General features: G+C 61.0%; 23 protein-coding genes. 8 read left to right on the top strand and 15 right to left on the bottom strand.

The genetic code is table 11. From position 1 onward, the window contains the following. Positions 1-33: 33 nt before the first annotated feature. The 4 genes from AC27VU_RS12235 to AC27VU_RS12250 all read right to left on the bottom strand — a co-directional run bounded on the left by AC27VU_RS12235 (position 34) and on the right by AC27VU_RS12250 (position 4064). On the bottom strand, positions 34-1872 hold the full coding sequence (locus tag AC27VU_RS12235; protein ID WP_488724158.1) for an amidohydrolase: 1839 nt from the start codon (positions 1870-1872) through the stop codon (positions 34-36). Positions 1873-1903: 31 nt separating this feature from the next. Continuing rightward, positions 1904-2530, bottom strand: a complete 627-nt coding sequence (locus AC27VU_RS12240; RefSeq protein ID WP_488724159.1) for an antibiotic biosynthesis monooxygenase — start codon at positions 2528-2530, stop codon at positions 1904-1906. Further along, positions 2523-2939: a DoxX family protein gene (locus AC27VU_RS12245; protein ID WP_103520179.1), complete on the bottom strand. Its 417-nt coding sequence runs from the start codon at positions 2937-2939 to the stop codon at positions 2523-2525. The genes AC27VU_RS12240 and AC27VU_RS12245 overlap by 8 nt, the downstream gene beginning before the upstream one ends. A gap of 201 nt (positions 2940-3140) precedes the next feature. After that, positions 3141-4064, bottom strand: coding sequence for a LysR family transcriptional regulator (locus AC27VU_RS12250; protein ID WP_103483598.1), 924 nt, complete (start codon positions 4062-4064; stop codon positions 3141-3143). Between the two features lie 181 nt (positions 4065-4245). Between AC27VU_RS12250 and AC27VU_RS12255 the strand changes: the two genes are divergently transcribed. Then, complete coding sequence (locus AC27VU_RS12255) at positions 4246-4677, top strand: helix-turn-helix domain-containing protein (protein ID WP_338802470.1); 432 nt, start codon at positions 4246-4248, stop codon at positions 4675-4677. Positions 4678-4811: 134 nt separating this feature from the next. Further along, positions 4812-7628 (top strand): ATP-binding protein, encoded by a 2817-nt coding sequence (locus tag AC27VU_RS12260; protein WP_488724160.1) that lies wholly within the window; start codon positions 4812-4814, stop codon positions 7626-7628. Here AC27VU_RS12260 and AC27VU_RS12265 read toward each other — a convergent pair. Beyond that, positions 7584-9041 carry an ATP-binding protein gene (locus AC27VU_RS12265; protein ID WP_488724161.1) on the bottom strand — a complete coding sequence of 486 codons (1458 nt, stop codon included), beginning with the start codon at positions 9039-9041 and terminating at the stop codon, positions 7584-7586. The two genes, AC27VU_RS12260 and AC27VU_RS12265, sit on opposite strands and share 45 nt — an antisense overlap. A 160-nt stretch (positions 9042-9201) precedes the next feature. After that, complete coding sequence (locus tag AC27VU_RS12270) at positions 9202-10152, bottom strand: GlxA family transcriptional regulator (protein WP_201137167.1); 951 nt, start codon at positions 10150-10152, stop codon at positions 9202-9204. 212 nt (positions 10153-10364) lie between these two features. Here AC27VU_RS12270 and AC27VU_RS12275 point away from each other — a divergent pair, with 212 nt between their 5' ends. Continuing rightward, positions 10365-11087, top strand: a complete 723-nt coding sequence (locus AC27VU_RS12275) for a pirin family protein (protein WP_488724162.1) — start codon at positions 10365-10367, stop codon at positions 11085-11087. A 49-nt stretch (positions 11088-11136) separates the two neighbouring features. On the opposite strand, the gene AC27VU_RS12280 is transcribed toward AC27VU_RS12275, so the two are convergent. Continuing rightward, positions 11137-11553 carry a hypothetical protein gene (locus tag AC27VU_RS12280; RefSeq protein WP_103483629.1) on the bottom strand — a complete coding sequence of 139 codons (417 nt, stop codon included), beginning with the start codon at positions 11551-11553 and terminating at the stop codon, positions 11137-11139. A 249-nt stretch (positions 11554-11802) separates the two neighbouring features. Then, positions 11803-12678, bottom strand: coding sequence for a LysR family transcriptional regulator (locus AC27VU_RS12285; RefSeq protein ID WP_201137165.1), 876 nt, complete (start codon positions 12676-12678; stop codon positions 11803-11805). Between the two features lie 173 nt (positions 12679-12851). Here AC27VU_RS12285 and AC27VU_RS12290 point away from each other — a divergent pair, with 173 nt between their 5' ends. Beyond that, a complete protein-coding gene (locus tag AC27VU_RS12290; protein ID WP_488724163.1) occupies positions 12852-13850 on the top strand; it encodes an NAD(P)H-quinone oxidoreductase in 999 nt (332 codons plus the stop codon). A 109-nt stretch (positions 13851-13959) separates the two neighbouring features. Then, on the top strand, positions 13960-14904 hold the full coding sequence (locus tag AC27VU_RS12295; RefSeq protein WP_400497770.1) for an alpha/beta hydrolase: 945 nt from the start codon (positions 13960-13962) through the stop codon (positions 14902-14904). Here AC27VU_RS12295 and AC27VU_RS12300 read toward each other — a convergent pair. Further along, a complete protein-coding gene (locus tag AC27VU_RS12300) occupies positions 14901-16712 on the bottom strand; it encodes an ABC transporter ATP-binding protein (protein WP_488724164.1) in 1812 nt (603 codons plus the stop codon). The two genes, AC27VU_RS12295 and AC27VU_RS12300, sit on opposite strands and share 4 nt — an antisense overlap. Before the next feature lie 202 nt (positions 16713-16914). Between AC27VU_RS12300 and AC27VU_RS12305 the strand changes: the two genes are divergently transcribed. Next, positions 16915-17328: a VOC family protein gene (locus AC27VU_RS12305; protein WP_003226342.1), complete on the top strand. Its 414-nt coding sequence runs from the start codon at positions 16915-16917 to the stop codon at positions 17326-17328. Between the two features lie 57 nt (positions 17329-17385). On the opposite strand, the gene AC27VU_RS12310 is transcribed toward AC27VU_RS12305, so the two are convergent. The 5 genes from AC27VU_RS12310 to AC27VU_RS12330 form a co-directional block, all read right to left on the bottom strand. After that, the gene (locus AC27VU_RS12310; protein WP_003226343.1) at positions 17386-17715 is read right to left on the bottom strand and encodes a hypothetical protein; all 330 of its coding nucleotides are present in this window, start codon (positions 17713-17715) and stop codon (positions 17386-17388) included. A gap of 106 nt (positions 17716-17821) precedes the next feature. Continuing rightward, a complete protein-coding gene (gene rtcA, locus AC27VU_RS12315) occupies positions 17822-18850 on the bottom strand; it encodes an RNA 3'-terminal phosphate cyclase (protein WP_488724165.1) in 1029 nt (342 codons plus the stop codon). Between the two features lie 8 nt (positions 18851-18858). Continuing rightward, on the bottom strand, positions 18859-19647 hold the full coding sequence (locus AC27VU_RS12320; protein ID WP_103483610.1) for a nucleotidyltransferase domain-containing protein: 789 nt from the start codon (positions 19645-19647) through the stop codon (positions 18859-18861). A 14-nt stretch (positions 19648-19661) separates the two neighbouring features. Beyond that, a complete protein-coding gene (locus tag AC27VU_RS12325) occupies positions 19662-20888 on the bottom strand; it encodes an RtcB family protein (protein WP_488724166.1) in 1227 nt (408 codons plus the stop codon). A 336-nt stretch (positions 20889-21224) separates the two neighbouring features. Further along, positions 21225-22772 (bottom strand): RNA-binding protein, encoded by a 1548-nt coding sequence (locus AC27VU_RS12330; RefSeq protein WP_488724167.1) that lies wholly within the window; start codon positions 22770-22772, stop codon positions 21225-21227. A gap of 204 nt (positions 22773-22976) precedes the next feature. On the opposite strand from AC27VU_RS12330, the gene rtcR reads away from it, so the two are divergent. Then, positions 22977-24584, top strand: coding sequence for an RNA repair transcriptional activator RtcR (rtcR, locus tag AC27VU_RS12335; RefSeq protein WP_488724168.1), 1608 nt, complete (start codon positions 22977-22979; stop codon positions 24582-24584). Between the two features lie 92 nt (positions 24585-24676). Then, the gene (locus tag AC27VU_RS12340) at positions 24677-24949 is read left to right on the top strand and encodes a hypothetical protein (RefSeq protein WP_003226354.1); all 273 of its coding nucleotides are present in this window, start codon (positions 24677-24679) and stop codon (positions 24947-24949) included. 35 nt (positions 24950-24984) lie between these two features. On the opposite strand, the gene AC27VU_RS12345 is transcribed toward AC27VU_RS12340, so the two are convergent. Next, complete coding sequence (locus AC27VU_RS12345; RefSeq protein ID WP_488724169.1) at positions 24985-25404, bottom strand: RDD family protein; 420 nt, start codon at positions 25402-25404, stop codon at positions 24985-24987. Between the last annotated feature and the right edge of the window lie 73 nt (positions 25405-25477).

Raw genomic sequence — 25477 nt, forward strand, 5'->3', positions numbered from 1 at the left:
CCGTGCCGGTTGGCCGGCGCTTTTTTGTAGGGATCAGAAAGCGAAACAGGAACAGCCGAACGCGCCCCAGAAACCGGCGAAGTCGCTGACCGGTGCGTTCGACAGTCGAGCCTTTTCATGGCTGTGCGAGTGCACCGCGCAGGCACCGACGCACTGGTGCACTTGCGCCTGCAACGGCGAGTTCGGCCGCCAGTGGCCCGGCACCTTGACCACCGGCGACCAGTCCGGCAGCACGGGGATCGAGCGGGGGCCGAGGTCTTCGAAATCGCCGGCGGCGTAAACGATCTTGCCGCCGACCACGGTCAGCACCGACTCGATCCACTTGATTGCGTCTTCCTCGACATGGAAAAAGTCCGCGCTCAGCGCCGCCAGATCCGCCAGTTGCCCGACCTTGATCTGGCCCTTGTTGCCCTGCTCGGAGGAGAACCAGGCGCTGCCGTGAGTGAACAGTTCCAGTGCGGTGGTGCGCGGCAGACCTTCTTCGTACAAGGCCAGACCGCCGACGGTGCGGCCGCTGACCATCCAGTACAGCGAGGTCCACGGGTTGTAGCTGGACACCCGCGTCGCATCGGTGCCGGCGCCTACTGGCACGCCTTCGGCGAGCATGCGTTTGATCGGCGGCGTGGCTTCGGCGGCTTTCGCGCCGTAGCGGTCGACGAAGTATTCGCCCTGGAACGCCATGCGATCCTGAATCGCGATGCCGCCGCCCAGCGCCCTCACCCGCTCGATGTTCTGCGGGGTGATGGTTTCGGCGTGGTCGAAGAACCACGGCAGACCATTGAATGGAATGTCGCGATTGACCTTCTCGAACACGTCGAGCATGCGGCTGATCGATTCGTTGTAAGTGGCGTGCAAGCGGAACGGCCAGCGCTGCTCGACCAGATGGCGCACCACCGGTTCCAGCTCCTGCTCCATGGTCTGCGGCAGGTCCGGGCGCGGTTCGAGGAAGTCTTCGAAGTCGGCCGCGGAGAACACCAGCATCTCGCCGGCGCCGTTGTGCCGCAGGTAATCGTCGCCCTGATGCAACTTGACGCTGCCGGTCCAGTTCTGGAAATCGCTGAGTTCTTCTTTCGGTTTCTGGGTGAACAGGTTGTAGGCGATGCGCACGGTCAACTGGTCGTCCTTGGCCAGTTGCTCGATCACCTGATAGTCATCGGGATAGTTCTGGAAACCACCGCCGGCATCGATCGCACTGGTCAGGCCGAGGCGATTGAGTTCGCGCATGAACTGACGGGTCGAGTTGACCTGATATTCCAGCGGCAGCTTCGGCCCCTTGGCCAGCGTCGAGTACAGAATCATCGCGTTGGGTTTTGCCACCAGCATGCCGGTCGGGTTGCCGTTGGCATCGCGGACGATCTCGCCACCCGGCGGGTTCGGCGTGTCACGGGTGTAACCGGCGACGCGCAGCGCGGCACGGTTGAGCAGCGCGCGGTCATACAGGTGCAGGACGAATACCGGGGTGTCCGGTGCCGCCTGGTTGAGTTCTTCGAGGGTCGGCATGCGTTTTTCGGCGAACTGGAATTCGTTCCAGCCACCCACCACGCGCACCCATTGCGGAGTCGGCGTGCGGTCGGCCTGCTCCTTGAGCATGCGCAGCGCATCGGCCAGCGACGGCACGCCTTCCCAACGCAGTTCGAGGTTGTAATTCAGGCCGCCACGGATCAGGTGCAGGTGCGAGTCGTTGAGGCCGGGGATCACGCAGCGCCCGTGCAGGTCGATCACTTGCGTGGCCGAACCACGCAGGGCCATGGCCTGGGTGTCGTTACCGACGACGACAAAGCGGCCGTCCTTGATCGCCACCGCACTGGCCAGCGGCTTGCTGCGGTCTACGGTATGAAATTGGCCATTGAACAGAATCAGATCGGCGTTCATCGCAGTTCCTTTCGAGAGAAATGAATGGGGTTCAGCGTGACGGCTGTTTCGCGGGCTCGACGTGAGCATGGGCCTGACCGGCTTCCAGCCACGGCGCGAACAACCGGGTCACGCGGGGCATGAACACGTACACCACCGACAGGACGATGGTCAGGGTGATCAGGAACGTGGCGACCACGTAGTTGGAAAGCAGCGGATGCAGCTTGAGCAGAGGCCCCCAGATCAGCGGCACCAGCAGCGTGTGCGGCAGAATCACCAGCAGGGTGATCACCGCTTGTTTCCAGCGCGGTGGCGGCCTGGCGGCATCGGCCAGTGGTGCGAACCAGAATTCGTTGACCGGCGCGACTTCGGTCTGGTCGCCATCGGCGAGCATCGGCGCTGCTTCATCCACCAGCGCCTGACGCTGCGGCGACTCCAGCCACAGCTGCATGGCCTCGGTGGAGCAAAAGCGCAGGACGCAGGTGTAGGTGTCGAGGCCTTTGAGCTTGCCGCGCACCACATCGACCCCGAGGTGGCCGTCGCGCTGCCCGGCGACCCTGACGATGTTGCGCAACCACGCCTCGTAAGGCTGTTCAAACCCGGCCTTGACCCGATGCTTGACGATCAGGGTCACGGTCTCACCGACCCCCGGTGCTTTTGGACTCAAGGCTTCAGGCATAACGCAGCACTCCGGGCAGACGGACATTGAGCGCCAGGCGTCCCGGCCCGGCGATAAACACAGTGGCGAACAGGATCAACAGCAACCAGCCGAATTGCCCCTCGGCCACACTCCATTGCGGATGCACGACCAGCAGCGCCACCAGCAGAACAAAAAGAATAGGCAAGCAGGCCAATCGCGCCAGCACTCCGGCGACGATCAGTAGCGGGCAGAGCACTTCGGCGAAAATCGCCAGGCTGAGGGTCAGGTGCGCCCCTAGATGAAACGGGTCTTCGATCTGCTGCAATTGCGCATTGAAATTCAACAGCTTGGGCAAGCCGTGCACCCACAGCAGAAACAATCCGCCGCTGACCCGCAGAAACAGCAAACCGGCGTCGCGCGCCCGTTCATCCCTTTGCAAAGCGTTCATGACCCCACCCTTTATTTCTTATCGGGGTGAATCATGCTCGGTGCGGGCGGTGGAAAATTGAATGGATGTGCTCTCTTTCAGGCCATCCGGACTTCTGTAAGAGTGAGCCTGCTCGCGATGCGGTGTGTCAGGCGCCAACAATGGTGACTGTGGAGGTATCTTCGCGAGCAGGCTCACTCCTACAGGGGTTTTGCGGTGTGTTCAAGCAAGCGGGATATCCAGCGGCGCCGCCATGAACTGGCTGATCCGCGAGCGCAGCCAGCGCTCGGCCGGGTCGTTGTCGTGCACCCCGCTCCAGGCCATCGACAGTTGCGCGGCGTCGATCGGAAACGGTGGATCTTCAGCGCGCAGGTTGCAGCCTTCGACCAGCGCACACGCGGCATAGTCCGGCACGGTGGCTATCATTTCAGTGCCGGCGAGCAACGCGCGCAAACCGCTGAACTGCGGCACACCGAGCACCACGCGCCGCCGCCGGCCGAGCTTGGCCAGATCCAGGTCGATATTGCCGCTCAGGTCGCCGGAGAACGACACCATCGCGTGCGGGCGCTCGCAGTATTCGTCCAGTGTCAGCGGCCCGGGACGGTCATCGCCGCGCAGCACTTTGCAGGGAATATCGCGCAGCTTCTTGCGCTTGGCATTAGCCGGCAGATCGGTGGTGTAACTGACCCCGACCGAGATTTCCCCGGACGCCAGCAGCGCCGGCATCAACAGATAGTTGGCACGGCGCACCACCACGACAATCCCGGGTGCCTCTTGCTGGAGCTGTCGCAGCAGCGGCGGAAACAGACCGAACTCGGCGTCATCCGACAGGCCGATGCGGAACACGTCGCAACTGCTCGCCGGGTCGAACTCCTTGGCCCGGCTGACCGCGCCGGAGATCACATCCATCGCTGGTTGCAGTTCCTGCAGAATCGCCAGCGCGCGGGCGGTCGGCTCCATGCTGCGACCGTTGCGCAGCAGCAACGGATCATCGAACAGGTCGCGCAAACGTCCCAGCGCCGCGCTCACTGCCGGCTGGCCCATGAACAGTTTTTCGGCGACGCGGGTCAGGTTCTTTTCGAACATCAGCGCTTCGAAAATCACCAGCAGGTTCATGTCGACGCGACGCAGATCGTTACGGTTCATGGGCGGCAATTCCTTCTATGACCAGTCGCAAGTGCTGAGCACTTTACCCGATCAACGGCGGTTTGCATCCGGGTCAGGCCTGCGAATTAACAACGATTAACTCGTCAGCCTGCCTCTCGCGTCTTAACAATGCAGGCCTCTGCGCAGCGTTGTTTTTGCCCCCACGACACGGACTTTGGCCATGGCTCTTTTACAGCAATCAGTCGCCCTCGCCCCTGCCAGCGAACCCCGCAAGCCGCTCATCGGCGGCCTCAGCCCGCAACGGGAGCGGCAGGTCAAACAACTGATCCTCGAACGCCTCGGAGAAAGCCTGGAAGTGGCCGAGCTGGCACGCGCCTGCTCGCTGTCGCGCAGCCATTTCTCCCGGGCGTTCAAGGCCAGCACCGGCCAGGCACCCCAGGACTGGATCCGCGAACAGCGCATCGCCCGCGCCAAGCTGTTGATCCGCCACACGGGCCTGAGCCTGACGCAGATCAGCCTGGAATGCGGCTTCTGCGATCAGGCACATTTCTGTCACATGTTTACTCGCAGCGAAGGGATCAATCCGTTCGCCTGGCGCTGTCAGGTCATGCGTGAAAACCAGGACACCCGGACCCGGCCCATGACCTTTTGAGCGTTGCGCAGGAGCCCGACGTTGCACTGATGGCCAAACCTGAGGAATATGCTGCGATACCTTGCACTCGACGATCTGCGTCCTCACGCAGCGTTCATTTGCCAGGATCGCCGCATCACCGCAGGAGTGTGCTGTTGAGTCTTTCCCCGAATCAGGCCATCGGCTTCGGCCCCTATCGGATCTACACCGGGCAGCGGCTGGTCATGGAAGGTGACCAGCCGCTGCGCCTGGGTCGGCGCGCCATGGACATTCTGCTGATGCTGCTGGCGCATGCCGGTGAAGTGGTGAGCAAGCAGCAACTGCTCGCTGGCGTGTGGCCGGACAGTGTCGTCGAAGACATCAATCTGCGAGTACACATGGCCGCCCTGCGCAAGGCGCTGGGCGATGGTCAGGCCGGCCAGCGCTACATCGTCACCGTGGCCCAGCGCGGCTACAGTTTCGTTGCCCCGCTGACGGTGCAAGTCAGCGGACAACGGCTGCTGGAGGCAGCACCCGGACGCCATAATTTGCCGTTGCGCCATACCCGGATGATCGGCCGCCAGCCGCTGGTGGACAATCTGATGCAGCAACTGCCGCGACAGCGTTGCATCACCCTGGTCGGCCCCGGCGGAATCGGCAAGACCACCGTCGCCCTGCGCGTCGCCGAGCAGTTGCTCGGACGCTATCGCGACGGCATCCGCCTGCTGGATCTGGCACCGCTCAACGACCCGACGCTGATCGCCTCGCAACTGGCAACCCTGCTTGATCTGCCAGTGCACGACGGCGAGCCGCTGGCGGGTGTGATCAACGATTTGCGCGAGCGCCAGATGCTGCTGGTGATCGACAATTGCGAGCACCTGATCGATGCCGTGGCGCTGCTCGTCGAGAGCCTCCTGAGCGGCGCGCCGCAGGTGCACATTCTGGCCACCAGCCGTGAAAGCCTGCGCGCTGAAGGCGAGTTCGTGCAGCGTCTGGAATCCCTCGATTGCCCGCCAGCGATGGCCGTTCTCGATCGCCAGCAGGCGATGGGTTTTGCTGCCCTGCAACTGTTCGTCGAACGGGCCATGGGCGCCCATGAACACTTTGAACTGAGCGACGCCGACGTACCGCTGGCCATGGAAATCTGTCGGCGCCTGGACGGTATTCCGCTGGCCCTGGAGCTGGCGGCAGCGCAGGTCGAGAGCCTGGGCCTGAACGGCTTGCTGGAGCAATGGCAGGGCCATCTGCACCCGCTGGCGGCGGGCAACCACCCGCGCCATGCGCGGCACCAGACATTGCACGCCACACTGGACTGGAGCTTCAACCTGCTCAGCCCCTGCGAGCAGACCTGTCTGCGCCGCCTCGGGGTCTTTCGCGGCAGCTTCAGCCTGGCATCGGCCGCGGCGGTGATCGTCGGTCAGCACATCGATCCGACGCAGGTACTCGCGTCGGTCACGCAACTGGTGGGTAAATCGCTGTTGAATGTGGATGTTGGCGATGAAGAAGTGTTTTATCGCCTGCTCGACACGACCCGCCATTACGCCCTGGAAAAACTCGAATACAGCGGCGAGCACGAAACCCTGCGCGAACGCCACGCCGAACGCTGTCTGGCATTGATGGAGCAGGCGCAGACCGAATGGGAAAGCACTCCGAGCACGCAGTGGATCGAGCGCTATGCCCGAAGCCTGGAAGACCTGCGCGCCGCCCTCGACTGGAGTTTGCACGGCAACGGCTCGCGCCATCTCGGCATCCGTTTGACGGCGACGTCAGCCGCGTTGTGGCAAGAGCTGTCCTTGCTCAAGGAATATGGCGACCATGTGCGCCAGGCACTGACCTTGCTCGGCGGTGCCGAGCAACCCTGCCCACGTCTGGAGATTGCTCTGCAACTGGCACTCGGCAGCGCCTGCTACCACACCTGGGGCGGTTCGCCGGAGACTGTCGACGCCTTCACTCAAGCCAACGCATTGGCGCAACAGCAAAACGATGTCGCCGGACAGTTGCGTGCCATCTCCGGGCACCTGGCGGTCAATCTCAGTTGCGGGCATTACCAGGCGGCATTGCTGCAAAGCGAACAGTTCGATCGTCTCGGCGGCCACGACGAGCCACTGCTGTCGTTGAGCATTCACCGCTTGCGCGTCCTCGCCCTGCACTTCGCCGGCGACCAGCCGCAAGCGCGGGTCAGTGCCGAGCAAGTGATCCAGCGCATGGCCCACAGTGGCTATCGCAACCGCTTCACCCACGGTTTCGGCGTGCAGTACGACCAAAGCGTGGCTTCGCTGACCATTCTTGCCCGGGTGCTGTGGCTGCAGGGGTTTCCCGAACAGGCTTGGCGCACCGCTCGGCAGGCGCTGGACATCGCGGTGCAGATCAATCACGGCACTTCGATCTGCTACACCCTGGCGCTGGCCAGCTGTCTGATCGCGCATTACAACGGCGACGACAAGAACGCTCGCGCGCTGTTGCAACTGCTGTTGGAGCAGGCGCAGAAGCACTCGGTGCTGCTGTTCTATCGCTGGGGCCGGCACTATGCGCAGGTGATCGATAAGCATCTGGCCCAGCCCGACGCGCCGGCGGATAACGGGCTGATCAAGGAGCTGATGGTCACGCTCGATGCTCGCCATATCGATGATGCGTTGCTGGAGCGGGCGCACAGCGGTGCGGCAGGCTGGAGCACCGCAGAAGTGTTGCGGGCCGAGGCTGAGCGGTTATTGGCGGATGAGGCGGGTTGTGCGCAGGGACGCCTCAGCGAGCAGGCAGAACAACTCCTGCAAAACGCTCTCGCCATCGCCCGTTCCCAAGGCGCGCTGGCCTGGGAGCTACGCAGCGCCACGTCTTTGGCTCAACTGTGGCAGCGTCAATCACGCCATCGCGAGGCACTGGATCTGCTGACCCCGATCTACCAGCGCTTCACCGAAGGCTATGCCACCCCGGACCTGCGCAAAGTGCGCTCATTGCTCGACGCGTTGCGTGGCCAGTTGTCCGCCCGCGCTTGATCGATTTCGTCCGCTGTACAGGACATGACGCTGCAGGTTTTCCATCCGTTCAGCGCTGGTTTCCAGCTGTTCGCGGACATAACAGCGAAGGGTGTTGAGCATCCGATACCGCGTCGAATCTCCACCGCGCTCCATCGTCAGCCATGACTTGGCGGCCAGGCGTTCAATCACCGCCCGCAGATGCGCACCGTCAATGACCCGCAGCGCAGCGTCCGCGGTGAAGGCCATGTTGAACACCGACAGGCGCTGCAATACCCGTCGTTCACAGGGACGCAGATCCTGATAACTCCAGTCCAGCGCGGCGCTCATGGATTGATGCCGGGGCATCGCGGTGCGTCGGCCATGACTGAGCAGGCGCAGACCGTTGTCCAGTTGCGCTAACAGCCCCACCAGCGCCAGCGCATCGATTTGCGCAGCCGCCAGTTCGATGGCCAGCGGCAAACCGTCCAGGCGCCGACAGATCGCGCACACGGTGTGCAGATCCTGCTCGCGCAGGCGGAAATCGTGCTGACGGGCACGCGCACGGCTGACCAGCAATTGCACCGCCGAATAGCCCATGAGCTCGTCGACACTGGCCGGCGCCAACGCCTTGGGGAAGGTCAATGGCGCAATCGGTTGCAGGGTCTCTAGATGGGCTTGCAGCGGTTCGCGACTGGTGACCAGTAGCGCCAGCCGTGGCGCCGCCAACAGCAATCGTTCCACCAGCGCCCGGCATGATTCGCGACGCCGCTCGCCGTTATCCAGGATCAGCAAGGCATGCCGCGACGCTAACGTATCGAACGAGGTATCCAGAATGTGCAGCAGACAGTCGAGCAACGACGGCGCATCATCGGCAATGGACAGGTCGATGTACCAGACACCGTCGCGATAATGCTGCAACAGCAACTCGGCCACCCGCAGCGCCACCGTGGATTTGCCGATGCCCGCCGGGCCCGTCAACGTCATCAGCCGGCATAGCGGCATTTGTCGCACCAGGCTGCCGACCAGCGAATCGCGGCCGATGACCGGGGTCAAGCGTGCGGGCAGGTTATGTTGCGGCGCCTGCAGGGTTTCGAATACCACTTGCGCGACACTGTCGCCGTGCACCGGGGCGATAAAGCTGTAACCACATTGCGGCACGTTGACGATATAACGCTGGCCGTTCTCACCATCGCCCAGCGCCCGGCGCAACGCAGCGATGTGCACCCGCAGGTTGATCTCTTCGACCACACTGTCCGGCCACACCCAGGCGATCAACTGCTCCTTGCGCACCACTCGACCAGCGTGCTCGACCAGCACCTGCAAAATATCGAGGGCGCGCCCGCCCATGCGCAACTGTCGATCCCCTTCGAGGATCAACCGTTGGCGCAGATGAAAGGCGTATGGCCCGAAATGCAAGACCGATGCCGCAGGTAAATCATTGTGGCTGTTCATGCCGTTTTTCAGCGCCAGCGCCTGCGGGCAGCATGCCCTCGGCGTCCAGTGCCTCTCCCTCCCAAGCGTTGCCGTTTATCTTGGCAGGCGCCGGTAACGGCACAACCTCCGTACGGGGCGCAACACGGACATCCGGATGCACCGGACGGACACAACCGCTCTAGCTGAACTGTTCGCGGTATTGCGCCGGGGTCAGACCAAGCTTTTCAGTGAACAGAAAACGCATGTGCCGCACACTGCCGAAACCACTTTTATAGGCGACGGTCTTCAACGGCAGCTCGGTGGTCTCCAGAAGATTACGCGCGCAATCGATCCGGGCGTTTTGCAGAAACTCCATCGGCGTCATGCTCACATCCCGCGCGAACAGCCGCGCAAAGTGCCGGGTACTCATGTTCGCCAGACCCGCCATGCGCTCGACCGTGAAGGCTTCTTCGAGGTGTTCCAGGACATGGTTCTGCACCCGCGTGATCGCGGTTTCCTGGGGGGATACTGCCGCCATCAACGGACTGAACTGTGCTTGTCCGCCCTGTCGTTTCATCACCACCAGCAGCACCTTGGCCACGTCCTGAGCGACTTTTTTCCCATGATCCCGGGCGACCACGGCCAGCGCCAGATCGATACCGGCGGTCACGCCCCCCGAGGTAATCAGATTGCGGTCTTCCGTGTAGATCCGGTCGGTCTCCACCTGCGCCTCGGGGAAGGCCTTGATCAGTCGTTCGGTGTAGTTCCAGTGCGTGGTCACGCGATAACCGTCGAGCAGACCGGCATGCCCGAGCACAAAAGCCCCGGTGCAGATCGAACCGTAGCAACCAGCCTGCCTCACCGCGCGCCGCAGCCAGGCGAGCAGCGCCGGGTGCCTTTCGTTATAGGCACCCGGCCCACCCGGTACCAGCAACAGGTCGAAGGCCTGGGTCGGGTCGTCGATATGGCGGTCGGTCTGCACCTGCACGCCATTGGACGCCCGCAGCATCCCGCGCTCGGTGCCCAGGGTAATCAGTTGATAGTGATCTTCGGGCTTCAAGTAGCGATTGGCGACCGAAAACACCTCCATGGGACCGGCCATGTCGAGCAGAAGAAAGTCGGGAAACAGCACCATTGCCACGGTTTTCATGGGTGAACATCACTGAAATCAAGGAAAAGGAAGCAAGCCTCGCATTATGGCCAAGTGCGTAGAGAGCGGCGAAAAGAATGCGTGATCGACTGCGCAAAACTGTCAACCTGAGAAGGACAGTATTTCAATTTCCATCTACTTATTGCATCCATCGTTTAACAGTAACCTTCTCCTCACTCGGACGAATCAACGTCCCGCAAGGAGAATCCATCATGCTGACCCTTCGCAAAGCTTCCGACCGTGGCCTCGCCAATCATGGCTGGCTGAAGTCCTTCCACACCTTTTCCTTTGCCAGTTACCGCGATCCACGCGAACAGGGTTTTTCCGACCTGCTGGTGATCAACGATGACCGCGTGGCGGCCGGCAAGGGTTTCGGCCAGCACCCACATCGCGACATGGAGATCTTTTCCTACGTGCTTGAAGGTGCGCTGGAGCACAAGGACACCCTGGGCACCGGTTCGGTGATCCGCCCTGGTGATGTGCAACTGATGAGCGCCGGCAGCGGCGTGGCCCACAGCGAGTTCAACCATTCGGTCACCCGGCCTGTGCACTTTCTGCAGATCTGGATCGTGCCGGAAGTGGCCGGTGCCAAGCCGCGCTACCAGCAAGAGCACTTCAGTGCGCAGAAAAAACGCGGCCGCCTGCAACTGATCATCTCGCCGGACGGCGCTGATGGTTCGCTGAAAGTACGTCAGGACGCACGGGTCTACGCCGGCCTGTTCGACGGCCAGGAAAGCGCAACGCTGAAACTGCCGGCCAACCGTTATGCCTACGTGCATGTGGCGCGTGGCAGCGTGGAGCTCAACGGCGTGCAGTTGCAGGAAGGCGACGGTGTGAGGGTTCGTGAAGAACAGGCCCTGACCTTGAGCAACGGCGTGGATGCCGAAGTGCTGGTGTTTGATCTGCGGCCGCAGGAGTTGCCGCAAATGCCATGAGCCACGGGTTTAACGCCTGCAAAAACGGCCTTCATTTGAAGGCCGTTTTTTATTGCGGTGGCAGTGGCGTTGGCAACTCCGGCGATTTGAGTGTGTGGGCATCCTTGCCCGCCTGGACCGCCGCGAAGGTGGTTTGTATCGCTACGTACATGTTGGCTTGGTTGGCGTAATAGGCCCCAACGACGATGGCGACTATTCCAAGTAACTGGACAGCCGTTGCTGCCCAGACGTTGGCCTTGACGGTGGCGCCTTGCCTTGCTGCGTCCTGCGCGCCGTCGGCAATTCTGCGCATCTCTTGCGTAATCAAGTCGTAGCGTTTGTCTCGTTCGACTTGAGTTTTGTCCCGTTCTCCCTGAACAGATAAAAACCCGTCAATTTTCATTGATACCGCGTCCAGTCGAGCATCCATTCGTGTCTCGATGGTCTCGATCCTGGCGTTGAACTCTTCTCGACTGATGGCGCCCATGACTTGCGTACTCTGACCGTTACCCGTTATGTCACTGCTTTGAAAGTGACTGAATTCCCTGGCTTCCAATTCGACACCTTTATCGGGCTACCGATACCGTCCGTGGTATGTCACTCCAGTGCAAGCGTGCGGCCTCGCACCAGCCTTTGGGTACGATAGCCCCCGGTCCTTCGGCCTACAAGCCAGCGGATTCTGCGTCCGGCGTAGGCCATTTCGTCAGACCTTGTGAGTTCGCCGAGAAAACGCGCCTTACTCGTTTTCCGACGCAAACACCTCGACGATCTGCTCGATCACTGCCCTCACCCGCGCGGTATGACGCAGGTCCGCATGGGTCACCAGCCACACCTCATACGGCTGCGGCCGGGTACGCTGCGGCCAGAGCCGCACCAGACCGTCGCGCTCGCCCATGTACAGCGGGATTTCTCCTACACCAATACCCGCCGCAATCGAGCGACGCATCAACAGGCTGGAACCGAGGCTGGCGACGATTCGTCCGCGGCTGATCGGCTCCCCCACCAGGTTCAGGTCCCGGTTGCTCTGCAGATACGGTTGATAAACCACCAGATCATGCCCGGCGAAAGCACTGCCGGGTTCAGGTTCTCCGTGGGCGTCAACGTAAGCTTTTGAGGCGAACAATCCCGTTGGCCAGCGCGCGATGCGCCGGGCGATCAGGTCCGGATTGTCGGGCCGGGTGTTGCGTACGGCGATATCCGCCTCGCGCTTGGCCAGACTGAGGATCTGCGTGGAGGCGTCCAACTGCACGCGTACGTCCGGATGCAGTTCATGCAGGCGGGCGATGGCCGGGATCAGGAAGTCGATGGCCAGCGAATCGGTGGTGCTGACCCGCACCGTGCCGGTCAGGCGATCATCCAGCCCCTGGATCTGCCGCTCCAGCTCCAGCGCCGAATGCTCCATTTTCTCCACGGACCTGAGCGCCGCTTCACCGACGGCGGTCAGCGCATAGCCGTCAGACGTGCGCAGGAACAACGTTGCGCTGAGGGACTTTTCCAGTGCGGTAATCCGCCGTCCGACGGTGGCTTGATCCACACCCAACACCCGTGCCGCGCCGCGCAGTGTCGACTCGCGACAGACCGCGAGAAATACCCGTGCGTCATCCCAATTCATCTGTTCCCCCGTTGATGCAGATTTGCATCACCGTGCCGCCAAAACGCTGCGTTAAAGCAGCAACAATAGCCGATATCCTCACCCCTGTTCTCAAGCTTGAAATGCTTTTGCAGGGAATCATTGGCGCTCCTCTGAACTCCCACCTACAGACCACCTACGCAACAGGACCGGATATGACACTGCCCAGCGAAATGACCCGTATCGAAATCACCCAACCTGGTGGCCCCGAAGTCTTGCAGGCCAAACATGTGCCGCTGCCCATCGCCGCAGCCGGTGAAGTGCTGATTCGCGTGCATGCCGCCGGGATCAACCGCCCCGACGCCCTGCAACGTGCCGGCAAATACCCGATGAAGCCCGGAATGAATCCGATCCCCGGCCTGGAAGTGGCCGGCGAAGTCGTGACGCTGGGCGCCGGCGTCAGCGAGTTTGCCGTGGGCGACAAGGTCTGCGCGCTGACCAACGGTGGCGGTTACGCCGAGTACTGCACCGTCCCGGCCGGGCAAACCCTGCCGATCCCCGATGGTCTGGATTGGGTGCAGGCCGCCGCCATCCCGGAAACCTTTTTTACGGTGTGGGCCAACCTGTTCGGCCTCGGCGACGCCCAGCGTGGTCAGCGCGTGTTGATCCACGGCGGCACCAGCGGCATCGGTACCACCGCGTTGATGCTATGCCGCGAGTTTGGCATCGAAGCCTTTGCCACTGCCGGCAGCGCGGATAAATGCGCGGCCATCAGCGAACTGGGTGGCCAGCCGATCAATTATCGCGAGCAAGACTTCGCCGCGGTCATCGCCGAAAAGACTGCAGGCCAAGGGGTAAACGCGGTTCTCGATATCATGGGTGCCTCGTACCTCAATGGTAATGTCAGCGCATTGGCAATGGATGGCCGGCTGGTAATGCTCGGCTTTCTCGGCGGCGGACGGGCCAACGACGTCGACCTGCTGGCGATCATGGCCAAACGCGCGGTGATCACGGGTTCGTTGCTGCGTGCGCGTACCTCGGAGGAAAAGGCCGCAATTGCCGAGCAACTGCGCGAACACGTGTGGCCGGTGCTGGCCGCCGGGCGCTGCCTGCCGATCATCGACAAGGTCTACTCACTGAACGATGCGGCCCAGGCGCATGCGCGCATGGAAGGTGGCGATCACATTGGCAAAATTGTGCTGCGGGTGGACTGAGCCGCAGCATTTTGTAATCGTTGCAAGCACACGGCGGTCGAAAAAGTCACGCGCAGGCGGAGGCTTCTGGTAAAAAGCCTTCTTTGTCTGCGTTGTGGTGAACCGTTTAATGTTCCTGTCCTTCATGACTCGTTTGCGTCGTCGCCGTCTGGCGTTCGCCTGCATGGCTGCGCTGATCATTGGCGTGCCGACGAGTTGTGCGGTGCTCGAACACACCGAGCGCAAACTGCTGTTTCGCATCGAACCGGGCACGGCCGGCTGGTATCACGGCTTGCCGGGCAGCGTGCAGGAACTCGACTTGCAGCCCAAGAGCTTCAAGGCCGGGCAGAATATTCATGCCTGGTGGTGGCCGGCGGAAAAAGCCAATGCACCGGCAATTCTCTATCTGCATGGCGTGCGCTGGAACCTCACCGGACAGCTGTTCCGCATCGAGCAATTGCGCGCGGCCGGCTACTCGGTACTGGCGATCGACTACCGTGGTTTCGGCCAGAGCAAGGGTGATCTGCCTTCGGAAAGCAGCGTGTACGAAGATGCCCGTGTGGCGTGGGAGCGCTTCAAACTGCTGCAGCCCGACCCGAGCAAGCGCCTGATCTACGGTCACTCCCTGGGGGGCGCCGTGGCCATTGATCTGGCCGCCGAACTCGGCCAGGACGCCGTTCGGGACAATACTCCGCTGCCGGTCAAAGGCCTGGTGATCGAGTCGACGTTCACCTCCCTCGCCGACGTGGCGGCCGCAGTGGCCAACACTTCACTACCGGTGCGCTGGCTGCTGTCGCAGAAGTTCGACTCCATCGACAAGATCGCCGAAATTCACATGCCACTGCTGGTGGTGCACGGCATGGCCGACGCGTTTGTGCCGCCGCGCTTCAGCGAGCAACTGTTCAACGCCGCCCTACAACCAAAGCGACTGCTCTTGGTGCCGGGAGCCACTCACAACAACAGCATGGCGCTGGGCGGACAGAATTATCGCAAGGCAATTGATGCGCTGATGCAGTCCAAACCCGCGCCCCACGTCGCAGGCCCCGCGCTGGCACGCAGCGCACAGGACTCCTAGCGATAGCCGCGAGCCTGCAGATCAAACAGCTTGGCATAGTGTCCATCGGCGGCGATCAGGCTGTCGTGATCGCCCTGCTCCAGTATCCGTCCGACCTCCAGCACCATGATCTGATCGGCGTTGCGCACACTGGAGAAGCGATGGGAGATCAGCAAGGTCATGCGACCTTCGGTGTGCTGGCTGAAATGCTCGAACACTGCCGCTTCCGCCGCCGGATCCAGCGCCGAGGTCGGTTCGTCGAGGATCAGGATGTCGGCATCGCGGCGCATATAGGCCCGGGACAAGGCAATCTTCTGCCATTGCCCACCCGACAACTCCTGACCGCCGGCGAACCAGCGACCCAGTTGCGTGGCGTAGCCGCGGTCGAGCCCTTCAATGAACGGCGCGGCCATGCCTTCAGCCGCTGCCGCGTGCCAGCGCGGTTCTTCGTTGAAGGCCGAAGTATCCCCCACGCCGATGTTTTCACCCACCGTGAACTGGTAGCGAATGTAATCCTGAAAAATCACGCCGATACGCCGCCGCAAGGTGATCTCTTCCCAATCCTGCAAATCGCTGCCGTCGAGCAGAATGCGCCCCTGATCCGGCCGATACAGACGGGTCAGCAATTTGATCAGTGTGGTCTTGCCTGAGCCATTCTCCCCCACCAGTGCCACGCTCTTGCCCGGCACCAGGTGCAGGTCGATACCTTCCAGCGCTGCCCGGGTTGCTCCGGGATAACGGAAACCGACGTTTTCAAAGCGCAGGCCATCGCCCGGTTGCGCGCCGACAGTGAGGTGACCGGAATCGGCCAGCACCGGTTCGGCCAGGTACTCGTACAGGTTCGACAAGTACAGACCGTCCTCGTACAAGCCGCTGATTGCACTCAGGCTGCTGCTGACCGCACTCTGGCCCTGCTTGAACAGCACCAGGTACATGGTCATCTGGCCGAGACTGATATTGCCGTTCACGGCATCGATCACCACCCAGGCATAAGCCAGATAGAACGCCCCGGTGCCGAGCAATCCAAGACCGAAGCCCCAACCATCGCGACGCAATGTCAGGCGCCGATCCTCAGCGTAGAGCTTGGCGAAGGTGTCCCGATAACGCTGCAACAGCAACGGCGCGAAGCCGAACAGCTTGACCTCTTTGATATAGGCCTCATGGGACAGCAAGGTTTCGATGTAATTTTGCTGCCGACTCTCCGGCGCACGGCGGGTGAACAAGCGGAAAGCGTCGCCGGAAAAATGCGCCTCGGCAAAGAACACCGGCAACGCGCCGATCACCAGTAATACCAGCGCCCACGTCGAAAAATGCACCAGCAGCACACCGAAGCTGATCAACATGATCAGGTTCTGGATCAATCCCAGAGACTTCATCACCAGCGCCAGCGGCCGGGTCGAAGCTTCGCGGCGCACGCGGACCAGTTTGTCGTAGAACTCGGAATTCTCGAACTGCACCAGCGACAGGGTCTGCGCCTTCTCCAGAATCAGCGTGTTGACCTTCTGCCCCAATTGCACCCGCAGCAACGACTGTTGCACCGAGAGCGCCCGTTGCGTGCCGGACAACAGCGCCAATACCCCCGCCTCCATCAGCACATAACGCAACACCGGCCACAGTGGCGCATCGCCCTGCTGCGCGTGCAACTGCATCGCCGTCACGACCGCATCGACAATGCGCTGGCCCAGCCACGCAGCCAGCGCCGGCAGAACGCCGGCAATCAGGGTCGCCAGCACCAACCCCAGAAACAACCCGCGTGATGTCGCCCAGACCAGCAACAGGGCGCGCCGGGCCTGATCGAACAGGGCGTTGAAGCGGGAAATCAAAGGCATGGCAGATCAAGCTCGACAGGTAGTACAGGGTGTCATGGTACTCCGCAGGTTTTATCCGTGCTGAAGCGCGGCGTTTTCAGAAGAAAAACATCTGGAAAAACTCTGGCCGTTGCGGCGTCCAATGCTTTGCTATGGTTTAACCGCCTTTCGCGGAACCTGGCGAAAATCGCCTCACTCCGCGCCTACTGCCAGGAACGCCATCATGAGAATCAATCCCTACCTGATCTTCAACGGCAACTGCCGCGAGGCCTTCACCTTTTATGAACAAGCCTTGCAGGGCAAACTCGAAGCGATGATGACCTACGGCGAAACACCCGCCGCCGAACACGTACCGAAGGAGCACCACAACCTCGTCAACCATACCTGCCTGAAGGTTGGCGACCAGATGATCATGGCCTCGGACACCACACCTGACCGGCCAACCGAGGGCATGAGCGGGTGCTCGATCTCCCTCAACGTCGACAGCATTGCCGAAGCCGAGCGAGTGTTTAACGCGCTGGCCAAGGACGCTCGCGTCGACATGCCGCTGCAAACCACATTTTGGGCCGCCCGTTTCGGCATGCTGGTCGATCGCTTTGGCGTGTCATGGATGGTCAATTGCGAGACTGACCAGTGATGCTGACATTTCGTCAGGCATGAAAAAGCCCAACCTCTTCAGGTTGGGCTTTTGGGTTTATCGCTGGGCCAGCTCATGCCGCACGCATTGTTCGTAATAGGTCTGCTTGACCGCCGCGGGTTTGAGCCTGGAGGTGCTGTTGTACGTCTGCTCGGTAATGCCCATCGCCGTCATGCGCATCCACGGTTGCTGGAACTTGCGCACCTGCAACTGCTTGCGCGCGCCGTACAGCGAGATCCCCGACAGCTTCGACTGCTGCGCCCCGGCAGCGATGTCCGAGCCCCAGGTACAGGCAAAACGATGACTCTTGCTCAACTCCTTCGCTTCAATGGCCGAAGCGAAGGCAGCCAGGGAAAGCGTTGCAACGGTTATGACAATCGTCCGCATATAGCCAACCTAACCTTTTGAAAAAAGGCGAGTTTGCCGGGGAAGCCCAAGCCTGGGGGCCAGCAAATTGCCGCTTTTCCGAGATTGACCTGTGCCTGCGCCGTGATCAGCGACCGCTGCGGACCTCAACCCGCAGACGCTCGGCGCCCTCCTCCGAAAATTCGATATTCACCGGCAAGAAGCGCTCGATCACTGCGATATTGCTGTGCAGATGCTCGGTCATTCTCGGGGTGGTAAATGACCCGCCGCCGGCCAGCGCCATCGGCAGCAGCAACTGGTCGGCGAGGTGTTCCGCCACCGCAGCGTCACTGCGCAACCAGTCTGCCGCCTGATTGATTGCGGTATCAGCGACCTTCTCGGCCCGTAACAACACCTGGCCAAAGGCACTGAAGACTTCGGTGACCTGTTCGAACACGTACTCCAGCAACAACACATTACCGGGGCCACGCGCCGGATCGAGCGTGATCGACTGCAATGTTTCCGATGACCAGTTCAGGCGTTTGGCCACCCGATTCAGTTCTCGCTCGGCGACAGTCGGTGCGAGACCGGCCGTCAGCGCGATTGCTTGATGCGACAGCAGTGTCCCGCGCTCACACAGATCAAGTCGCGTCAGTTGCGACGGCTGCACCGTGACGTCGATCTCACCACCACCGGCCGGGACGAAGCCGTGACGCAACAGATCCAGCTCAATGCCGGCCCCCATGCGTCGCATCAGCGGCAACCAACTGCGCGTGAGGAAATCGGCAGGCGGCGCCAATGGATTATGGGTACCGCCGCTGATCCGCACGCGACTTGTGCCCGGCGCCTGCAACAGCGCAGGCAGCAGTGTCTGCAACACCAACGTGCAACTACCGGCCGTACCGATCGCAAACCGGTAATCACCCGAACGAATCGTTCCCGGCTCGAAATGCAGCTCTTGCGAGCCCAACTCCGCTCCCGCGATCCGTGCGCCGCAGACTTCGGCAGCTGCCATCACTGCCGTCAAATGCTGACGCAACAGTCCCGGCCGACTGCGGCGGGCGCGGATCTGTTTAATGCGAAACGCCTGGCCCGTCACCATCGACAGGCTCAGCGCGCTGCGCAACACCTGACCGCCGCCAATCGCGCCGTCCAGTTCAATCACTTGCTGTTCCATTTCAATCCTTACGCGTACAACCCGACGGTCTCCCTGAGGTAGTCATCCAGTCGTCGCGAGTCTTCCTGAGTTCTGAGTAATGTGGGCACATCGCGCTCGAGTTCGGCCGCGATGAACCTGTGCAGCGCCGGACGACGCGGACCATAGGTGCTCTCGTCGGCATTGCGTTTAAGTGCCAGCAGTTCGTCGACTTCAGCCAGCAGTGCACGGTCGTCGACCGTGGTCAGCAGGTCGGCGAAGGTCATCGGTGGACGTCCACGCCCCTGATCGATCCAGCGCACCGCCAGCAATGGCCGCAGCACGTAGAAGTACTTCTTGAACCGCACGCTGTCGCCTTGCAGGTACTGGCGAAAGTTGTTTTTCGCCATCGACAGATAGTGGTTGCGGGCTGCCGGCGGGCTGTAGAACGCTTCGGCCAGCTCACGCAGTTGCGCAACCTGTGCGCTTTCGCTGCGGTACACCAATGGCGAGTCGAGCCACTCCAGCAGCGTCGGGTTGGACTTGCGCAACAACCCGAGGGTCTTGCGCAGCTCCCAGCCGCTGACATCCAGCTCATCGTCCAATGGCCGCTCGATCACATCGCGCGGCGTGTCGACCTGAACGAACCACTGCGGTTTTTCCACGTACACGAACCGTACGTCGTAGTCACTGTCGGTCGAGGCAAAGCCCCAGGCCCGACTGCCGGACTCACAGGCGTATAACACCGTGACGTTGCGCTCGCGCTCTATACGCGCCAACTCTTCCAGTACCCGCGCACGCATCGTGTCGCACAGCGGGTGGCGTTCTTCGAATTCCATGCTTGCTGCTCCTTTTATCCTTTGACGCACACCACTTGCCGCAGGGTGTGCAGCACTTCCACCAACTCGCGCTGGGCGTGCATGACTTTGTCGATGTCCTTGTAGGCCATCGGAATTTCGTCGATCACCGCTTCGTCCTTGCGGCACTCCACATGCGCCGTGGCGCGGATCTGATCCTCGACGGTGAAGGTGTTCCTGGCCTTGGTGCGGCTCATGGTGCGGCCGGCGCCGTGGCTGCAGGAGTTGAACGACTCTTCGTTGCCCAGGCCGCGCACAATGAAACTCTTGGCGCCCATCGAACCCGGAATGATCCCCAGCTCACCTTTCTTCGCCGACACCGCGCCTTTGCGAGTGACCAATACTTCTTCGCCGAAATGCCGCTCTTTCTGCACGTAGTTGTGATGGCAGTTGACCGCTTCCAGCGCCACCTCGAACGGCTTGCGAATGATCTGGCGCGTGGCCTGAATCACCGCACGCATCATCAGTTCGCGGTTCTGTCTGGCGAAGTCCTGCGCCCAACTCACCGCTTCCACGTAATCATCGAAGTGCTGGCTGCCTTCTTCGAAATACGCCAGGTCGCGATCCGGCAGGTTGGCGATGTGTTGCCGCATATCCGCCTGAGCCTTCTGAATGAACAGGTTGCCGATAGCGTTACCGACACCGCGAGAACCACTGTGCAACATGAACCAGACCCGGTTGGCTTCGTCCAGGCACACTTCGATGAAGTGGTTGCCACTGCCAAGCGTGCCCAGATGCCCGCGGTTGTTGGTGTTGGCCAGTCTCGGGTACTTGTCGGTGATCAGCTTGAAACGTGGCTGAAGCCCCGCCCACGCCTGATCGGCTTGCTGCGGAATCTCGTCCCATGCACCCTTGTCGCGCCGCGAACGGTTCGAACTGCGGCCATGGGGCACCGCTTGCTCGATGGCGCTGCGCAGACCTTGCAGGTTGTCCGGCAGGTCGGCAGCGGTCAGCGACGTGCGTGCGGCGATCATGCCGCAACCGATGTCCACGCCGACGGCCGCCGGGATGATCGCACCCACCGTCGGAATCACGCTGCCAATGGTCGAGCCCTTGCCCAGATGCACATCCGGCATCACCGCCAGATGCTTGAAGATGAACGGCATCTTTGCGGTGTTCATCAGTTGTTCGCGGGCCTCGGTTTCTACCGGGACGCCTTCGGTCCAGAGTTTGATCGGCTTGCCGTTGGCGACTTCGAGCAGTTGGTAAGTGTGTTCTTTCATTTCTCTATTCTTTATTCGTTGGCCGATGATTCGGCGTTGTTCCGTCATGTGCAGCGACAAAAAAACAGACACTGTGGCTCTGCCAGTCGAGCCCCCGTTGCCGGGGCGGGATTCGAACCCGCGTTCCGATGGAGTACCTGTTGCATTCGCTGCCTTCTTTTTCAATTAAGGTGGCACGACAAAAGTTGATGACTGTTGCGCGTTGCCGCGCACCGGGGTTAACCGGCCTCAGATGTACAGCCATCAGGCATTCGTGCCGTCACACACGCTGACAAGGGTTTGATGAGACGTCTTGGATGTAGTCCCACCGGCATTCAGCGCCTGTGACAAATCAATTCATTGCATGCTCTCGATCGCTTCGACCCAGTGCTGCGCGCCGTAACGGCCGCTGGTGAACTGCTCGACCACATCGAACACTGCATCACTGAAACCGCCGACATTCAGAATGTCATCGCGGTCCGCCGCCTGCGTTGCATAACCCGGCTGGATATCGATGCACACCAGCCGCGCCTGCGGGTTGATCTGCTTGATGCGCTCCCACTGGCGCATGGTCTCACTGGCACCATGGCGTCGCGTATCGATCCAGGACTCGTTGTCCGATACCAGAATCAGCGTATCGACCCTGGCCTTGCTGTCCGCCAGTTTCTTCAGCGGCGCCGAGCAATTGGTGCCGCCACCAAAGGCCGCGGCCAGTTTCTCCGCGTTGCTGATCACGCTGTCCCGTGGATTGAGCTGGATATCCACCACCTTCACTTCGAACGGCATCACCCGCGCCGCCGGCTGTTTGCGCAACACCGTTGCCGCGACCAGTGCCGCCACATCGATGCAACGCACCGCCGTGGTCGCGCCCTGACGATAACCGGTCGCCGGGCTGCCCATCGAACCCGATACGTCCGGGCAAACCACCACCGCACCTTCCAGCTTCGGCACGTTGGCCAGCGATAACTCAAGTGCGTCCTGCAATGCCTCGCGGATCTGCAGCGGTACGTTATCGCCAACCATCCGATAAGCCGCCAGCAACTGGTATGGATAAACCCGCGCCTTGGCCACTTCCTGCGGATCTGCAAGTCGCGCTGCCACGTACTCGACGCAACCCGGTACCTCGAATGCGCCATGCCGCTCCAGGGTGTTGAGGTTGATGCGCAATCCCTGCCAGCCCATGTTGTAAGCCTGCGCAGCCCATTGTTCTTTGCTCAGGGTTTCGTTGCCGAGCAGTTGGAACGGTACCGCGGGTACTTGATGACTCGCGCCGCTGCGAAATGCCAGCAGATCGCGGGTCAACTCAGGCAATGCCTGCACATCCACCGGTTTACCGATCAACCACGCGAAGAATGCTTCGCGCCAGGCCTCAGCCGGTTTCGGGTGAACCATCTTCACCACGTCCGCCAGCGATGGCTGGTTGCCAATCGACGCTTGCAGCAGTTGACGTTCGGTCGCGCGGTTCAGCCAGTTCTGCACCAGACGCTTGGGTTGCGAACCGAGGGATTTGCGCCCGGTGGCGCCACTGCGCAGGATCTGCACGTAGTTGCGCAACATCTTGCCGCTGTCGATCACTTGTTCAAACACCTCAGGTACCAGCGACGAACGGTTCGCCGTCAACGCCGCCAGCAGCAACGCCGGCATGTCTTTCATGTGGCCTTTTTGGCGAGCGTAGACAGCAGCCTTCGCCACGAAACGGCTGTCGAGTTCAGCCACCAGCTTCAACACTTGATCCAGCTGACTTTCAGCGCTGGCGTAAAACGTCTGGTTCAGGCAACCGGTGACCGCCAGTTGAGCCAGTTGATGCTTCGGTGTGTAGGCATATGCCGAGGCACCCGAAGCATTCAAAGTGTCGCAGGCTGGCAGTTGCTTCGATTGCGTGTTGAAGAGTTTGAAGTTGGCCATCGTGGCGTCTCGCTCTGTTGTCCTGTTCGTTGCGATAGGTATTGCAGCGGCTGTGCCAGCTTTTGAAAGTCGTAAAATTTATTTTTTATCTAATTGATTTATAAAGGCTTTTTATTTTCTAGCGTTTTCTTTTCGCTGAACCGAAGACAAACCCGGCATGAGAAATCTATCATTTGATATCGTCATTTATCTTTTGAGATAGCCATGCCAAACAAACGCACCGTCGCCATCGGTTTTATCGGCGCCACCCTGGACCGCGTTGGCAAGGGCGCCAATCGCTGGAGCCATTGGCGGCCGAGCGTGGGCCTATGCCAACAACCGGATGTGCTGATCCATCGCCTGGAATTGATTCACGGCATCGACGCGCGCGACATCAGCCTCGCTGAACGGGTTCGCGCCGATATCCAGCAGGTCTCACCGGAAACCGAAGTCCACCTGCACCCCATGGCACTGCGCAATCCGTGGGATTTCGAAGAGGTCTACGGCGCCCTGCATGACTTCACAACGGCCTACAGCTTCGATACCGAGCACGAGGATTATCTGGTTCACATCACCACCGGCACCCACGTCGCACAGATTTGCTGGTTCCTGCTGACTGAAGCACGCTATCTGCCGGCGCGCCTGATCCAGACCTCCCCCGCCCGACGCAAAAGCGAAGATGAACAAGCCACCGGCACCCACGCCCTGATCAACCTCGACCTGTCGCGTTATGACCGCATTGCCTCGCGTTTCGCCAATAAACGCCTCGAAGGCCTGGAGTTCTTGAAGTCCGGCATCGCCACCCGTAACGCGGCGTTCAACCGCTCCATCGAACAGATAGAGCGCGTCGCGGTGCGCTCCAAGGCGCCCATGCTGCTGATTGGCCCGACCGGCGCCGGCAAATCGTTTCTCGCCCGACGCATCTATGAACTCAAACGCAGCCGCCATCAAATGCAGGGCCGGTTTGTTGAGGTGAACTGCGCCACCCTGCGTGGCGATGGCGCGATGTCGGCTTTGTTTGGTCACGTCAAAGGCGCTTTCACCGGCGCACAGAACGCCCGCGACGGCCTGCTACGGGCAGCGAACGGCGGCATGTTGTTTCTCGATGAAATCGGTGAGCTGGGCGCGGACGAACAGGCGATGCTGCTCAAGGCTATCGAAGAAAAGCGCTTCTTTCCGCTTGGCTCCGACAAGGAGGTCGACAGCGACTTCCTGATCATCGCCGGCACCCACCGCGACCTGCGCAGCCGCGTCGCCGAAGGCCTGTTCCGCGAAGATCTGTACGCGCGGATCAACCTCTGGACATTTGATTTGCCCGGCCTGGCCGGGCGCCGCGAAGACATCGAGCCCAACATCGACTTCGAACTGGAACGCCACGCCCGCGATCACGGCCAGCTAGTGCGCTTCAACCTCGAAGCGCGGCGGCGCTACCTCGCCTTCGCCAGCTCTCGGGAAGCGGCATGGCTGGGCAACTTTCGCGAACTGTCAGCGTCGATTACCCGGATGGCCACACTGGCTGACAGCGGACGAATTGATGAGGCGCAAGTGCAGGAAGAAATTGATCGGCTGCGTTATGCGTGGGGGCTGACGCAAGCGGACGGGATGTCGGATGAACTACCGGGAGACGCCGAAAGCATGGACCTGTTCGATCGGCTGCAATTGAAGGCGGTACTTGACGTATGCCGGCAGGCAGACAGCCTGTCGGATGCAGGGCGCAGATTGTTTGGGGTATCGCGCCAGGCCAAGGCGCAGCCGAATGATGCAGATCGCTTGAGAAAATACCTGAGCCGGTTCGGGATTGAATGGGCCGACTTGCAAGCCGCAAAATCATAGTCCCCGCCGACTCTACCGCTCGTCCAACAGCAAGCACCTTGGGCCTGTTCATGCCTCCAATGGTTTACCCCCATCGCACGGAAGACTCAACAATGAACAAGTCGATTGTAACCATGACGCTTGCCAGCCTGCTGTTGACTGGCTCGCTCTCCTCGCAGGCCGCGGAGAAATCAGGAACGGTAGAAGCACCCGCCGTCTCACCCGGAGCCAATCAGGCGAACAGCTCCGAGTCCAACGACGAAAAAGCCAATAAAAAGGGCGAAGAAGCGTCAGGCTCAAACTCTGGCGCCGAACCCAAAGAAACCCAGAAAGATGCCGCCACCTCGAGTGACTCGGAGGATATTCAGCAAGATTCGAAACCTTAAAACTTGGGCGACTGCCGCCGCCTCATTTGACTCATCTAAACGCGGATCACAATTGTCGAGGCAAGCATGTCGCCCAGGCGTTTGCGCGAGCCAAAGAAGATGAAAATCCAGTCGAGGATGCTCAGGAAGGGCGTTGTGATGTTGCGTATGAACGATTGATACAGATTGCAGTTCAAGTAGCTACGCTCATCAATCACCGACATCCCCAGCAGTTTTTTACCCAGGCTTTGCCCGTTGGGCATTGCATCGGAAAACAGGTAATACGACACACCCGTACCAAGAGCCAGGATAGCCACCACATTTGGCGGCAAGCCAATAAACTCCGCCAACCGTCCTACGAAGAGGATCAAAAAGTAGGTGATCAACGTATCGATGATCTGCCCGCCCCAGCGACGGCCCAGCCCTGCGAGATTTTTGGGCTTTTGATATTCACTGCTGGTATTGCTGATGTCCATGCGCCTTCGCTCGATCGGAATTTAGATAACCGGGTATCGGCATCCGATCGCCAATATTTAATGGCGCTTCAGG

This window comes from Pseudomonas sp. 14P5.3.2 (assembly GCF_057799175.1).

What these genes read in the sequence shown, in the direction of transcription:
- rtcR (WP_488724168.1), top strand. Translation starts at nt 22,977, where the DNA reads ATGCCAAACAAACGCACCGTCGCCATCGGTTTTATCGGCGCCACCCTG.
- AC27VU_RS12330 (WP_488724167.1), bottom strand. Translation starts at nt 22,772, where the DNA reads ATGGCCAACTTCAAACTCTTCAACACGCAATCGAAGCAACTGCCAGCC.
- rtcA (WP_488724165.1), bottom strand. Translation starts at nt 18,850, where the DNA reads ATGGAACAGCAAGTGATTGAACTGGACGGCGCGATTGGCGGCGGTCAG.
- AC27VU_RS12310 (WP_003226343.1), bottom strand. Translation starts at nt 17,715, where the DNA reads ATGCGGACGATTGTCATAACCGTTGCAACGCTTTCCCTGGCTGCCTTC.
- AC27VU_RS12275 (WP_488724162.1), top strand. Translation starts at nt 10,365, where the DNA reads ATGCTGACCCTTCGCAAAGCTTCCGACCGTGGCCTCGCCAATCATGGC.
- AC27VU_RS12295 (WP_400497770.1), top strand. Translation starts at nt 13,960, where the DNA reads ATGTTCCTGTCCTTCATGACTCGTTTGCGTCGTCGCCGTCTGGCGTTC.
- AC27VU_RS12265 (WP_488724161.1), bottom strand. Translation starts at nt 9,041, where the DNA reads ATGAACAGCCACAATGATTTACCTGCGGCATCGGTCTTGCATTTCGGG.
- AC27VU_RS12290 (WP_488724163.1), top strand. Translation starts at nt 12,852, where the DNA reads ATGACACTGCCCAGCGAAATGACCCGTATCGAAATCACCCAACCTGGT.
- AC27VU_RS12280 (WP_103483629.1), bottom strand. Translation starts at nt 11,553, where the DNA reads ATGGGCGCCATCAGTCGAGAAGAGTTCAACGCCAGGATCGAGACCATC.
- AC27VU_RS12340 (WP_003226354.1), top strand. Translation starts at nt 24,677, where the DNA reads ATGAACAAGTCGATTGTAACCATGACGCTTGCCAGCCTGCTGTTGACT.
- AC27VU_RS12300 (WP_488724164.1), bottom strand. Translation starts at nt 16,712, where the DNA reads ATGCCTTTGATTTCCCGCTTCAACGCCCTGTTCGATCAGGCCCGGCGC.
- AC27VU_RS12250 (WP_103483598.1), bottom strand. Translation starts at nt 4,064, where the DNA reads ATGAACCGTAACGATCTGCGTCGCGTCGACATGAACCTGCTGGTGATT.
- AC27VU_RS12345 (WP_488724169.1), bottom strand. Translation starts at nt 25,404, where the DNA reads ATGGACATCAGCAATACCAGCAGTGAATATCAAAAGCCCAAAAATCTC.
- AC27VU_RS12235 (WP_488724158.1), bottom strand. Translation starts at nt 1,872, where the DNA reads ATGAACGCCGATCTGATTCTGTTCAATGGCCAATTTCATACCGTAGAC.
- AC27VU_RS12285 (WP_201137165.1), bottom strand. Translation starts at nt 12,678, where the DNA reads ATGAATTGGGATGACGCACGGGTATTTCTCGCGGTCTGTCGCGAGTCG.
- AC27VU_RS12255 (WP_338802470.1), top strand. Translation starts at nt 4,246, where the DNA reads ATGGCTCTTTTACAGCAATCAGTCGCCCTCGCCCCTGCCAGCGAACCC.
- AC27VU_RS12270 (WP_201137167.1), bottom strand. Translation starts at nt 10,152, where the DNA reads ATGAAAACCGTGGCAATGGTGCTGTTTCCCGACTTTCTTCTGCTCGAC.
- AC27VU_RS12240 (WP_488724159.1), bottom strand. Translation starts at nt 2,530, where the DNA reads ATGCCTGAAGCCTTGAGTCCAAAAGCACCGGGGGTCGGTGAGACCGTG.
- AC27VU_RS12305 (WP_003226342.1), top strand. Translation starts at nt 16,915, where the DNA reads ATGAGAATCAATCCCTACCTGATCTTCAACGGCAACTGCCGCGAGGCC.
- AC27VU_RS12325 (WP_488724166.1), bottom strand. Translation starts at nt 20,888, where the DNA reads ATGAAAGAACACACTTACCAACTGCTCGAAGTCGCCAACGGCAAGCCG.
- AC27VU_RS12320 (WP_103483610.1), bottom strand. Translation starts at nt 19,647, where the DNA reads ATGGAATTCGAAGAACGCCACCCGCTGTGCGACACGATGCGTGCGCGG.
- AC27VU_RS12245 (WP_103520179.1), bottom strand. Translation starts at nt 2,939, where the DNA reads ATGAACGCTTTGCAAAGGGATGAACGGGCGCGCGACGCCGGTTTGCTG.